The sequence below is a fragment of the Celerinatantimonas sediminis genome, from assembly GCF_046054195.1.
GTDB lineage: Bacteria > Pseudomonadota > Gammaproteobacteria > Enterobacterales > Celerinatantimonadaceae > Celerinatantimonas.
Window position 1 is genome coordinate 138986 of the sequence record NZ_JBEQCS010000008.1, and the last position, 13793, is coordinate 152778.

Here is a 13793-nt window from a genome sequence, read left to right on the forward strand (position 1 = left end):
TCCTAACTTGAGGCTCAATCATCACTGATTAGCATAATGCCGTGGGCACTGAGTTTAATAAGGTGTTCGCGATAGAGGTGACCAATCGCTTTTTTATATTGGCCTTTACTGACGCCAAATACAGCGGCGATCAATTTTGGGTCACTCTTATCACTTAATGCCAAATAGCCACCGTCAGCGCGAAGTTTTTCTAAAATTTGCTCTTGCAATGGTTCTAATTTCACATCGCCAATCGGTTGCAGACGCAAATCGAGTTTGCCATCTTCACGACTTTTATATACATAGGCTTCGATAGTTTGGCCAACTGAGATCCGTTTGAATATCTCATTGTGATAGATCATTCCGATATATTGATGATCAATAACCACCTGATAGCCCAGTTCTGAACGCTTGGATACGAGTGCTTGCACCTTATCGCCACGTTTGTAATTGCCACCTTGGGTTAAATGTTCTTCCAGTCGAGGGGTTGCCGAAAGACGGTTTTGATTATCCAAATATAGATAAACCGCATAGCTTTGACCCACTTGCATCGGAGTAAATTGCGCTTTGCTTGGCACAAAAATATCTTTATCGATACCAAGATCCATAAAAGCTCCTTGCGAGTGAACCGCAATGACCTGCAGGTAACCAATCTCGCCAACTTGGGCATAGGGCTTTTTGGTGGTGCTAACGAGCTGTTGATTGCCGTCAGAATAGACAAATACTTCAATTTCATCAGCTACTTGTGCGTCAGCAGGAAGTTCCTTGCGAGGCACGAGTAACTCACGGCCATAGTCTGCTGTAAATACGCCATGGTTAGTGTCGATGCGGACTAATTTCAGTGGTTGAATCCGGCCGATTTGTAACATAGTTTTTCTCCAAATCAGATACTGATGTCTTCTTATCAGCATTTTGCTAAGGATACTGGAGTTTTGCTTGATTGTCGCTTTATTGCCATGGACAAAGCATTATTTGTCCATGGCAAAGCAATTAAGCTTCGGCCGAAGCTTTTTTAGGCTGAGGTAAGATGATGTTTAATAAGATGGCAACGATGCCACATAAACCTACACCTTGCAGGGTGAAATTGCCAATTCCGATAGCCATGCCACCAATGCCAAAGACCAAGGTTACTGAGACAATAACCATGTTACGAGCAATAGTGAGATCGACTTGTTTGTGAATCAGCGTATTTAGACCAATTGTTGCAATCGCCCCAAAGAGCAAACACATGATCCCACCCATAACTGGAATAGGAATCGACAGCAAAAATGCACCTGTTTTACCAATAAATGCCAGGATAATGGCAAAGATAGCGGCCCATGTCATAATCACTGGATTATAAGTTTTCAACAAGCTAACCGCACCGGTTACTTCGCCGTAACTCACAACTGGTGGCCCACCAAAACAAGCAGCAACGATTGTGCCTAGTCCATCACCCATCAGTGAACGGTGGATCCCGGGGTTTTGTACGAAGTTTTTACCAACGACATTACTAATCGCTAAGATGTCGCCAAAGTGCTCGATGGTGACAATTAGACCAATTGGCGCAATGAACAGAATCGCTTGCCAGTTAAATTCAGGGTGAACAAAGGTCGGTAGTGCCAGCCAAGGTGCAGCGGCAACACTTGAAAAATCGACATAACCTAAGAACAGACTTAATAGATAGCCAACCACGACTCCGCTGACAATTGGCATTAAGCGCAATAATCCTTTGGCAAAAATCGAAACGACGATCGTTGTTACCAGTGATGCTCCCGAGATCAACAGTGCCGATTCAGTTGGCATCACATGTTTTGTGCCCGATAAACCCAATGCCATGTTAACTGCGTTTGGAGCCAGGGCCAGACCGATGACCATAATCACAGGTCCAACCACGACCGGCGGTAAAAACCGTTCAATAATGCCAATTCCGCGTATTTTTACCAGCGCACTCACAATCAAAAAGACAACGCCTGCTGCAATTAAGCCGCAAAGGGTTGCGGAAATGCCAAACTGTTTTGTGCCAAGAATAATAGGAGAGATGAATGCGAAGGAACTACCGAGAAAGATTGGAATTTGACGCTTAGTGCAGAACTGGAAAATTAATGTCCCAATGCCCGCACCCAGCAACGCAAGACGGGGATCGATGCCCGTTAGGAGCGGGACCAACGTGGTTGCGCCAAATGCGACCAATAGCATCTGCGCTCCCAGAAGTGGAGTTTTCATAGAACCTCAAAGTTGTGGATTTGGCATATGATAGAGAAAAAGATTATAAAAGGCCATGCTTTTATTGTTGTCTATATGGGTTTTCCTTTATGTTCAAAACGCTGTGATTTACTACAAAAATGGTGACCTTTCGTGGGGGAATTTTGTTCAGAATGCGCTCATCAATGAAGAGCTATTCTGTATCATCTCAAAATGGAATTTCAGAGGCTAAATTTTGGTGCTCAATATTACTACTGTATCCTGGTTATCATCAGATAAAGAAAACGCTGCCAGGGTATTATGTGTTCGTATTTGTTGTAAACGTGCCCACTTTCTTTGAATTCATGTTTGAACTACTTCCATGAATGATCTATTTATAGCTGGTAGCATAGCGTCATCTTAAGTGTGATGATTTGTGGCAAAGCCATTATACTTTTATGATATTCAGATTGTTTTTCATACAAGTGTTAATACTACCTAACTATCCGACAGAGCCCATTTGGTTAAAAATCAACTGAGCAAGATCTTGCTCGCTGGGCAACTTTTTGCTCGATCTGGGCAAGATCTTGCTCGCAGTTCAAATAGCCAATTCACACTAATATAAATATTATTTATTTTTCAATTAGTTATAAAAAATTTAAAATTTGGCATAAATGTTGATTCTTTCTTTATGTTTTCATCAATAAACATAATTTTAAGAGGAATATTTATATGCCAACTCCTTGCTATATATCAATCGAAGGGAAAACTCAGGGTAACATCACTCAGGGAGCCTTCACGGCTGATTCAGTCGGTAACATCTATGTTGAAGGCCACGAAGATGAAATGCTGGTGCAGGAATTTAAACATATTGTAACGGTTCCAACTGATCCCCAATCAGGCCAGCCTTCTGGTCAACGTGTGCATAAGCCATTTAAGTTCACGGTTGCTCTAAACAAAGCTGTCCCTCTTTTATATAACGCATTAGCTTCTGGTGAAATGCTGTCAACTGTTACTTTAAACTGGTATCGGACTTCGGTTGAAGGTAAACAAGAGCATTTCTTCACAACGACGTTAACAGATTCAACCATTATTAATATCGATGCTCAAATGCCTCATTGCCAAGATCCAACTAAATCTGATTTCACACAATTGATTGAAGTATCACTTTCATATCGTAAAATTGACTGGTCGCATGATATTGCTGGAACATCGGGCTCAGACGACTGGAGAGCCCCACTGGAAGCATAAAAAATATCTACTAAAAACTGCTGAGTTACCACGTAATTCAGCAGTGCTATTTCTAGCCATTAGTAAGGAGCAACCATGGCCGCAGCAGGGCGAATTAACTTTTCAATTCAGGTAGCTGGGTTAAGTGATGATACATTTCAAGTAATCGAATTTAATGGACATGAAGCATTGTCCATGATTTATCGTTATCAGATTGAACTAGCAAGTCGGTTTGATAATATCGAACCTGAAAGTATTGTGGATCAGTCAGTTTGTCTGACGTTAGTTCGCGATGGTGTTGTGATGCGCTATGTCCATGGTATTGTTCAATCTTTTAATAAGGCTGATACTGGGTTTCATCATACTCGTTATACTCTCGTCCTCGTGCCCTCATTCGCAAGATGTCAACTGCGGCAAAATAGCAGAATTTTCCAAACAAAATCAGCTATCGAGATAATAACTACGCTACTCGAAGAGATGTCTATTACGGATTATGCCTTCGCCTTAAAAAGAACTCCCGCTGTACGCGAATATTGTGTCCAATATAGAGAAACTGACTTGGAGTTCATTGAACGATTGGCGGGTGAAGAAGGGATATTTTATTATTTTGAGCATACTCAAGGGCAGCATACATTGTGCTTTTGCGATCAAAGTAACCAAACCCCTCAGCAAGATGACGCCATTACCTACAATGCAACCTCTGGTGGGATGGCAACACAACCCTATATTTCATCTTTTATTCGTAAGAAAAAAATTGCGCCTGCAACGGTATTTTTAAAAGATTACAGTTTTAAAAATCCTGCATATAGTTTTCTCAATGTTCAGCAAGCCAATGATGCTGATTATCAAGCGAAATATTATGAACATTACGATTATCCTGGTCGTTATAAAGATGATGTGAACGGACTTGCATTTACGAAAGTCCGACTTGAATATCTGCGCCGAGATTCAGAGCAAGCGAGTATTCATAGCGATGCCATGCAGATTACTGCAGGGTATCGGTTCATGCTCAGTGACCACTTTGAACAGAGCAATAATCGAGTATGGTTGGTGACGGCACAATCATGTCAGGGTAAACAACCTCAAGCGTTGGAAGAAGCGGGCGGAACAGGGGCTACCACATTTTTTAATGATGCCGTGTTGCTACCGGATAGCCTCTCTTGGCGTCCTGGACAAAATCCAAAACCAAGAGTGGATGGGCCACAAATTGCAACTGTTGTTGGTCCTGCCGATGAGGAGATCTATTGTGATGAATATGGGCGAGTTAAAATTCAATTTCCTTGGGATCGGGAAGGTGAACATGATGAACAGTCCAGCTGTTGGGTTCGAGTCGCGCAAGCGTGGGCTGGTGCACAATACGGATTTGTTGCGATTCCTCGTATTGGACATGAAGTCATTGTGAGTTTTCTTGAAGGTGACCCAGACCAACCTATTATTACTGGTCGCACTTATCATGTATCAAATCAAACGCCGTATCCTTTGCCTGCAAGTAAAACGGTGACCACCTTAAAGACACAAACACATAAAGGCGAAGGTTCTAACGAATTGCGTTTTGAGGATGAAAAAGACCAAGAAGAGGTCTATCTGCATGCTCAAAAGAATATGGCAATTCAGGTAGAAAATTCTAAAAATGAACGTGTTGAGTACGATCGTAGCGTTAGCATTGGTCATGATGAAGCCTTAGATGTCGCAAATGATAGAAAAGTGACCGTCACAGGCAATCAAGATCATCACACCACAGGAAATTTCAGACGCTCTACAGATGGTGATTTTAGCAATACAGTTACGGGTGATTTAGCTCAAAAAATATCTGGTGCTTTTGGTATCAGTGCAGATGGCTCTTTGACCATTAAAAGTGGCAGTAAAATAACGCTACAAGTTGGTGGAAGTTTCGTCGTGATTCACAGTGGCGGTGTGGATATTAATGGTAGTGCAATTAACTTAAACTCTGGCGGTTCGCCTGGTTCTTTACCTCTACCTGAGAGTGTTCAAGTGTTAAAAACCGCAGCTGCTGAAGGTTCTGCATTTGTTGCTAATTGTCCCGCGGTATAAGGTTGAATGATGTCTGAAGTGCTCTATAACTTTGCTATTATTGATGCAGCTAGTGAACCTGAGTGTTTTGAACTTTTTGCCCAGCAAGATCCCGTTAGAAGCTGCTTATATGAACAACCGCTTGATAGCGATGTATCTAAAGTTGCCCCATATTTAATTGAGTTAACCGATGATGTGCAAGACTGGCTGAATGAGCGAGCTACCCCTTGGGGAATGTATGTCTCGTCTGAGTGTTCATTCATTTTGCTGCGCCAACATCTTCGGCAATCTCTGCAAGCGCAAGTCCCTGAAGAGAGTCAACCGCAACTGTTTCGTTATTATGACCCTCGAATCATTTGGCTTTATATCGATGCCGTACCTGCTATAGAGCTGTACCACTTTTTAGGTCCAATTGATGCGATATCCACTCATTACGGTATTGAGCGTAGTGAAGATTTTAGTTCAATTAAAGCCACGTTTGCCAAATTGCCAGTTGATAGACATGGGCCATTAAAGCTATCGAAGCCAGTTTATCAAGCCATTATTGACGGTTGTATTAAGCAGATAGAGCAAGCGGTTTATGCGCGTTTAGATAAAATGATTGAGCGCAATGAGTTAGATAAACCTGCGGAATCTTCCTCGGCAGTTTATACACTACGTTTTAATGACGATGAGCTCTGTGATTTAGTCAGTCCAAATCAGCCAACGGCAGCACAACTATCGGAATTTTCGAAACGATTAGTCAGCGAACTAAGCCGTTGGGGAATTACCCAACAACGACTGTTAACAGGGATCGCCCAGCTGTGTGCTCAGCACCACTACTACAGTTGGGAACAATTGCCCACAGATTGGATTGATCGCCTTTGCGACGAAAATCATCGTCCTTCATTTAATGCTCAAATGCTGATGATTGATCATCTCGGCTATGTTCCAGCATAAGGAGATTAACAACGAATGCCTACATGTAATCACCCCGTTGGTACTGCTTGTCACTGTAATAGCGCACAATCGTGCTTGACAGCGATAAAAGTTGTTACCCCAAATATATCTGAAACATTTGATGGCGAACATTACTTAACGCTAAATATTATTCACGAAATTGCACCGTTACAAAATGATGAAGAGCAACCTGTTCCAGTGACGGTTAACTTGATTGGTTCTTGTTTGTATGGGAATGATAGTGATTGTCCATCGGGTGTCGTGTTAGATGAAAATGGGAAACTGGTGCAAAAGTTAGCTGCATCGCAAACTGTCGATTTAACTTATCAACGCGATAACCATAAAGCAATTCCGTTATTAGAGTGTTTTGGCTATTTATGTTTGAGTCAATCTATCGGATCCATTCCATATTCATTTTATAAGATTCGAGCAAATTGCTGTGATGGCGAAGATCTTGAACAAAACGTATTCATCAGTATATACGATGAACTAAAAGAGATGATGTTAGGCCATAAGGTATTTACTGATATCACTGTGGCTATTCACCCTCAATATAGTTGGACCGGCAGTATCACATTTAGCTGGGAAAAGGATGAAGACCAAGAAGAGGCACAAAAAGAAGAAAAACCTGAAAATAAACCCGCCAAGAAAAAACCACTCTCTACTATTTCTCATCTTTTAAGAGATGGTTTTACAATTCAGGGCGATCTGAAAGTGAATGCTGGTGGGATTACTTCTGAGTATACAGCCAAACATACGCTCAAAAACGATAAAGAAGAAAAAACACCAGTTAAAAAGAAATCAGAAAACTCATTTGAAGGGAATTTGGCTGCTTTATTATCAAATACGGCTCCGGAGCAGACTCACTCTTTGTCCGTGAGCAGTGATACGAGTGCAATGCCCCCTGTTTCTCGCGATGATAGTGCAGCCCAGATCCATTTATTAAATGCGGTCACCGATGTGTTATTAATTGTCCTGTTAGCGTGTTACGACCAAAAAGGACAGGATAAGATTAAAATGATTTCGTATGGGTTTGATAGCCCAGAGATAAAACTGCAAGGCAGTGGTCAAAGTGTTTATCGAGATGGAAACTACGGTATTGATAGTAGCCTATCTATTTCTGCCACACCTCTTTTTAGTGGTCATGTTGAGCTTGACCTTTTATTAGCATTAATTGCATCACTTAGTTCTGGTGTGGGAACAGTTGTTTATAAAGCAATTAAAAATACGTTAGACAAATTGCGAAAGGCTTATGAGGCCGGCAATGCTCCCGCCTACGCAGGCGTTAAGTTTAACCTAACGGGGGCCCTTGACTTTTCGACACAAGGAGACGGGCTCTTATTTGAGAAAAAAATGAGTCAGCCTATCGCTTTTTCCTCACTTGATACGCAAACCACGGTATCTTTTGAAGGGTTAGCTAGTGTGCGGGCAGAAGCAAAAGTGTTTGTATTCCATGGGCTATTTGATTTTCAAGCAAAACTTACTGCTATTGGCCACTGTGAATTAGTGACCCATAATCATGGGGATGAAACGACATTAGATTATGTGATCTACCATGATGGGATTAAAGCGCTTGTTGAGATTACTGTTTCTGGAGGAGTGGTACAAGATCGGGAAAGTCTTCAGAAACATGTATTTGGTAATATTCACAATAATTCTGCAAGTGAGCACACAAAAAAATATCCGTATGAATGGATTTTGGCACAACCAAAATCTAAAGAAGATTCCACATGGAAAAATACCTTATTTTCTTTCGGAGCTTAAATAATGCTTGTGAATGTATTAAAAAAGTTTTTTATAAGTTTAGCCTTATGCCTATTTTTAACCCACTGCTCGGGGGACAATACAATGTCTATGTCAACCACAGATATCGAGATTCCAACTGAAAAACCCACTTTTATTTATTTGGTTCATATGAATTCCCATCATATGATCTGCCAAAGTCTGGTCAATAATTTACCTCAGCTTGATAATACGTCATCAGTGACGGGGGATATTATTACTGGATTTAATGTCACGGCGTTTTTACAACCGGGTGAGAATACTCTCGATGCTCAGGTAGCCTCCATCAATGCGTATAAAGAAAATGGCGGAGATGGTTCAGTGCAGCGCGCGGATGGTGAATGTAAGTTTGTATTTACCGCGAATCCACAACAAGGGCAGCCAATTGAATTATCCAGTCTTAATATCACCGTTGACGATGGCAAAGTAACGACGAAAACATCCAAAACATATCCTCCAAAGTATCGCACCGATTTATCAAAAATCACATCGAATCAGCTAGGTTGGGCAACTTACTTCCATCGCCCCATTTATATTAAAACCATTCCGCAATGGGCCTGGACCAAAGCAGAGCCTTTTAAACCGACGCGCGAGAATATGAAAAAACTGCATCGGGCTTATCAAGCATTGATTGACATGATGAAGCGTAAAGATTATCAGGGGTTAAAAGATGCATATTCCCTGTCGAGCCGGGAAAAATCACTGGCTGAAGCAGGCCAATCCAGCCCGGATGATTTTTTTGATGCAATAGGCTATCAAGCACATTTAGATGTTAAAAAAGTTCAAGTTTTAGATCATGTCGATTGGAGCCACTATAAGTTAGCAAGTTATGCGGATGGTAAATTAGTGCAATTGAAAGACGATTATGATGATAGTCCATTGAGAACCCAAGTCGGTGATACTATCACTTCTTATACCCCTTATTTTTCAATCATTAATGGCCGGGTAGTGATTTCCCGTTAAGGATAAGCGCTCAGTCTTTACTGGGCGGAACATTCAATGAAAGGAGCTGTTTTGAAGTATCGATTGGGGGCTCTATTGGGCGTCATTCTGTTAGTCGGTTGCCAGTCATCTGTGGTGGATTTATCAACCACGGATATCGCCATTCCAACTGAAAAACCCACCTTTATTTATCTTATTAATATGAACTCCCATCATATGGTATGCGGCAATATGATTAATCAGATGCCGCAGTTAGATAACACCTCATCGGTGACGGGGGATATTATGACCGGATTTAATGTCACAGCCTTTTTACAACCGGGTGAAAATACTCTCGATGCGCGTGTTGCTTCAATCAATGGTTATACTGAAAATGGCGGGGATGGCTCGGTGCATCGTGCGGATGGTGAATGTAAGTTTGTATTTACCGCGAATCCACAACACGGGCAGCCGATTGAACTATCTAGCCTGAATATTACCGTGGACGATGGCAAAGCAACGGCGAAGACCTCCAAAACATATCCTCCCAAATATCGTACAGATGTTTCTAAAATAACGTTTCATCAAAAAGGCTGGACCAGTTATATCAGCCGTCCTATTTATATTAAAACCATTCCGCAATGGGCCTGGACTAAAGCAGAGCCCTTTAAACCGACGCGCGAGAATATGAAAAAACTCCATAGGGCCTATCAGGCATTAATTGACATGATGAAACGACATGATATTCAGGGGTTAAAAGATGCATATTCCCTGTCGAGCCGGGAAAAATCACTGGCTGAAGCAGGGCAATCCAGCCCAGATGAGTTTTTTGATGCGACAGAAATTGAAGCGGCATTCTCAGCCAAAGGCGTTCAAGTTGTCGATCATCAGTCATGGGGAAATTATGGGTTAAAAACCTATGCCAATGGTCGTCTGGTTCAGTTAGTTGATAAAAACGATAACAGTCCGTTAGTTATGACCACTGATGATAGTAGTTTACCCTTTCTATCCCTCTTACCTTATTTTTCAATCATTAATGGCCGGGTAGTGATTTCCCGTTAAGGATAAGCGCTCAGTCTTTACTGGGCGGAACATTCAATGAAAGGAGCTGTTTTGAAGTATCGATTGGGGGCGTTATTGGGCGTCATTCTGTTAGTCGGTTGCCAGTCATCTGTGGTGGATTTATCAACCACGGATATCGCCATTCCAACTGAAAAACCCACCTTTATTTATCTTATTAATATGAACTCCCATCATATGGTATGCGGCAATATGATTAATCAGATGCCGCAGTTAGATAACACCTCATCGGTGACGGGGGATATTATGACCGGATTTAATGTCACAGCCTTTTTACAACCGGGTGAAAATACTCTCGATGCGCGTGTTGCATCAATTAATGCCTTTAAAGAAAATGATGGAGATGGTTCAGTGCAGCGTGCTGATGGTGAATGTAAGCTGGTATTCACCGCGAATCCGCAACACGGGCAGCCAATTGAATTATCCAGCCTGAATATTACCGTGGACGATGGTAAAGCAACAGCGAAGACCTCCAAAGAATATCCTCCCAAATATCGTACAGATGTTGCTAAAATAATGTTCCATCAAAAAGGCTGGACCAGTTATATCAGCCGTCCTATTTATATCAAAACCATTCCGCAATGGGCCTGGACTAAAGCGGAGCCCTTTAAACCGACGCGCGAGAATATGAAAAAACTGCATCGGGCCTATCAGGCATTGATTGACATGATGAAACGACATGATATTCAGGGGTTAAAAGATGCATATTCCCTGTCGAGCCGGGAAAAATCACTGGCTGAAGCAGGGCAATCCAGCCCAGATGAGTTTTTTGATGCGACAGAAATTGAAGCGGCATTCTCAGCCAAAGGCGTTCAAGTTGTCGATCATCAGTCATGGGGAAATTATGAGTTAAAAACCTATGCCAATGGTCGTCTGGTTCAGTTAGTTGATAAAAACGATAACAGTCCGTTAGTTATGACCACTGATGATAGTAGTTTACCCTTTCTATCCCTCTTACCTTATTTTTCAATCATTAATGGCCGGGTGGTGATATCCCGTTAAGGATAAATGCTCAGGATTTGCTGGGCAGTAATCATAGGAGCTATTTTGAGATATCGATTGGGGGCGTTATTAGTCGTCATTCTATTGGCGGGTTGTCAGTCATCTGCGGTGGATTTATCAACCACAGATATCGCCATTCCAACGGAACAACCCACCTTTATTTATCTGGTTCATATGAACTCTCATCATATGGTGTGCTTTAGCATGATTAATCATATGTTGCAGTTAGATAATACTTCATCGGTTAGTGGCGATATTATAGCGGGATTCAATGTGACCGCTTTTTTACAACCGGGGATGAATACATTAGGTGCTCAAGTTGCTTCTATTAATGTGTGGACTCAAAATGAAGGGGACGGTGCAGTGCAGCGCCCTGATGGGGAATGTCAGTTAACTTTAACGGCTAATACAGAAAAGGGTGATAAAGTAGAGCTTTCCAGCCTGCATGTTACGGTTGATGATGGTAAAGCAACTGCCAAGACGTCTAAAAGTTATCCAGCTAAACATCAAACAGATTTGGCTAATTTATCGCAGCAGCAAAAAGGTTGGGCGACTATCTTTCACCGCCCCTTCTATATTAAAACCGTCCCGCAATGGGCCTGGACCAAAGCAGAGCCTTTTAAACCAACGCGCGAGAACATGAAGAAACTCCATCGGGCTTATCAAGCGCTGATTGAAATGATGAAACGTAAAGATTATCAGGGCTTAAAAGAGGCATATTCCCTGTCGAGCCGGGAAAAATCATTGGCAGAAGCAGGGCAATCTAGCCCGGATGAGTTTTTTGATGCGATTGGTTTTAAGGATGATTTAACGCAATCTGGGGCTGTGGTTAAATCGCCTGAAAATTGGCAGGACTATACATTGGAGAGCTACGCCGACGGAAAGTTAGTTCGATTAAAAGATAAACATGGTTCTAGTCCATTAAGAGTGGTGGCAGATGGGATAGAAACAACATACAAACCTTATTTTTCAATCATCAATGGCCGGTTGGTGATATCCCGTTAAGGATTAATGCCCGGTTTTAACTGGGCAAATCATTCAATGACAGGAGTAATTTTGAAGTATCGATTGGGAGCATTATTGGGCGTCATTCTGTTAATCGGTTGTCAGTCATCCGCGGTGAATGTATCAACCTCGGATATCGCCATTCCAACTGAAAAACCCACCTTTATTTATCTGGTTCATATGAACTCCCATCATATGATCTGTGGCAATATGATTAATCAGATGCCTCAGTTAGATAATACGACATCGGTCACTGGAGACATTATTGCAGGATTTAATGTTACTGCATTTTTGCAACTAGGAGAAAATAGTTTAGGTAGTTGGGTTGCCTCTATCAATGGATATAGTTCGAATGGGGGAGATGGTTCTATTCAACGAAATGATGGTGATTGCCAAATGATTTTAACGGCTAATACAGAGCAGGGGAATAAAGTAGAGCTTACTAGTTTACACATTACGGTCGATGCCGGAAAAGCAACTGCAGAGATGTCTAAAACATATCCGGCAAAGCATAGAACGGATATATCACAGCTTAAAGTTAGCCATGAGGGATGGGAGAGTGAATATCATCGTCCCTTCTATATTAAAACAATCCCACAATGGGCCTGGACCAAAGCGGAGCCCTTTAAACCAACGCGCGAGAATATGAAAAAGCTGCATCGGGCCTATCAGGCATTGATTGAGATGATGAAGCGTAAAGATTATCAGGGCTTAAAAGATGCATATTCCCTGTCGAGCCGGGAAAAATCATTGGCAGAAGCAGGGCAATCCAGCCCGGATGAGTTTTTTGATGCCATTGGTTTTAAGGATGATTTAACTGAAAAAGGGGCCGTGGTTGAATCGCCAAAAGACTGGTCTAACTATGAGGTTAAATCCTACTTAGATGGCAAATTAGTACAACTTGAAGATGAGGATGGTTATAGTCCACTTCGCGTAAAAAATAGCGAAGGCGTTGTAACGACATACAAACCTTATTTTTCAATTATCAATGGCCGAGTAGTAATTTCCCGTTAAGGATAAATGCTCAGGATTTGCTGGGCGGACCATTCAATCACAACAGATCGACTCATCGTCTATCCAAATGATCAATGAATCTAATGTTTAAGAGTATTTTTGTATGAGTGATTTTTCCTTTTGTCTTTCTTATTAAGTGTTGTCTATGAGTTGTCGATACTGATCAAATTGCACTGGCCGAATTAGTTCAATTAGATTTAGGTGTCAACGCCCGTGAAATATATAGTAAAGATCAATAGCCCTTATGAAATTTGCCACACGCAGGGGATTAATTTTTGTAAAATGGGCAGCTCATTAAGGAGTTGTTATGGCAAAAAACACCTCAAGTCCTCAGGTTAATCAACAAGCGCAAGCGTTGGCAAAAGCTAATCAGCGCCCGGGGCAAAATAAAGCGCAAACCAAGCTCATTGAAGAGGGCATCCGTAAAGGAATTGAGCAATATAAAAAGCAACAAAAGGCAAAAGCCCGAGAGCTTGATAAAGCGCGTAAAATAAAAGATAAGCAAAACCAGCAAGCTCGGCTGCAAACAGCTCCTGAGCAGGATGTGATTGAAAGTTCTCAAACTCAAGCAAAGTTGCCATGGATTTTACTTGGCTTGTCTTGGCTTATTTTTGTTGTCTATGCTGGAATATTTCATTAGTTGATTT

12 protein-coding genes are annotated in these 13793 nt (G+C 41.7%); 10 read left to right on the forward strand and 2 right to left on the reverse strand.

Annotated features, from left to right (window positions below; genetic code table 11):
- Nucleotides 1–14 precede the first annotated feature (14 nt).
- Both ABTQ23_RS11375 and ABTQ23_RS11380 read right to left on the reverse strand, forming a co-directional pair.
- Nucleotides 15–848 carry a CvfB family protein gene (locus ABTQ23_RS11375; RefSeq protein WP_408615850.1) on the reverse strand — a complete coding sequence of 278 codons (834 nt, stop codon included), beginning with the start codon at nt 846–848 and terminating at the stop codon, nt 15–17.
- A 121-nt stretch (nt 849–969) separates the two neighbouring features.
- Nucleotides 970–2184 (reverse strand): uracil-xanthine permease family protein, encoded by a 1215-nt coding sequence (locus ABTQ23_RS11380; RefSeq protein WP_408615851.1) that lies wholly within the window; start codon nt 2182–2184, stop codon nt 970–972.
- A gap of 690 nt (nt 2185–2874) precedes the next feature.
- On the opposite strand from ABTQ23_RS11380, the gene ABTQ23_RS11385 reads away from it, so the two are divergent.
- From ABTQ23_RS11385 to ABTQ23_RS11430, 10 genes are all read left to right on the forward strand, one after another.
- Nucleotides 2875–3393 (forward strand): Hcp family type VI secretion system effector, encoded by a 519-nt coding sequence (locus ABTQ23_RS11385; RefSeq protein WP_408615852.1) that lies wholly within the window; start codon nt 2875–2877, stop codon nt 3391–3393.
- Between the two features lie 75 nt (nt 3394–3468).
- The gene (locus ABTQ23_RS11390; protein WP_408615853.1) at nt 3469–5424 is read left to right on the forward strand and encodes a type VI secretion system Vgr family protein; all 1956 of its coding nucleotides are present in this window, start codon (nt 3469–3471) and stop codon (nt 5422–5424) included.
- 6 nt (nt 5425–5430) lie between these two features.
- On the forward strand, nt 5431–6342 hold the full coding sequence (locus ABTQ23_RS11395) for a DUF4123 domain-containing protein (protein ID WP_408615854.1): 912 nt from the start codon (nt 5431–5433) through the stop codon (nt 6340–6342).
- Nucleotides 6343–6357: 15 nt separating this feature from the next.
- Nucleotides 6358–8106: a hypothetical protein gene (locus ABTQ23_RS11400; RefSeq protein ID WP_408615855.1), complete on the forward strand. Its 1749-nt coding sequence runs from the start codon at nt 6358–6360 to the stop codon at nt 8104–8106.
- A gap of 84 nt (nt 8107–8190) precedes the next feature.
- Nucleotides 8191–9087 carry a glycosyl hydrolase family 26 gene (locus ABTQ23_RS11405; RefSeq protein ID WP_408615856.1) on the forward strand — a complete coding sequence of 299 codons (897 nt, stop codon included), beginning with the start codon at nt 8191–8193 and terminating at the stop codon, nt 9085–9087.
- Between the two features lie 51 nt (nt 9088–9138).
- Nucleotides 9139–10107 (forward strand): glycosyl hydrolase family 26, encoded by a 969-nt coding sequence (locus ABTQ23_RS11410; protein ID WP_408615857.1) that lies wholly within the window; start codon nt 9139–9141, stop codon nt 10105–10107.
- A 51-nt stretch (nt 10108–10158) separates the two neighbouring features.
- Complete coding sequence (locus tag ABTQ23_RS11415; RefSeq protein WP_408615858.1) at nt 10159–11127, forward strand: glycosyl hydrolase family 26; 969 nt, start codon at nt 10159–10161, stop codon at nt 11125–11127.
- Between the two features lie 45 nt (nt 11128–11172).
- Complete coding sequence (locus ABTQ23_RS11420) at nt 11173–12132, forward strand: putative periplasmic lipoprotein (RefSeq protein ID WP_408615859.1); 960 nt, start codon at nt 11173–11175, stop codon at nt 12130–12132.
- Nucleotides 12133–12183: 51 nt separating this feature from the next.
- Nucleotides 12184–13146: a glycosyl hydrolase family 26 gene (locus ABTQ23_RS11425; protein ID WP_408615860.1), complete on the forward strand. Its 963-nt coding sequence runs from the start codon at nt 12184–12186 to the stop codon at nt 13144–13146.
- A gap of 307 nt (nt 13147–13453) precedes the next feature.
- Complete coding sequence (locus ABTQ23_RS11430; protein ID WP_408615861.1) at nt 13454–13786, forward strand: DUF2956 domain-containing protein; 333 nt, start codon at nt 13454–13456, stop codon at nt 13784–13786.
- Nucleotides 13787–13793 lie beyond the last annotated feature (7 nt).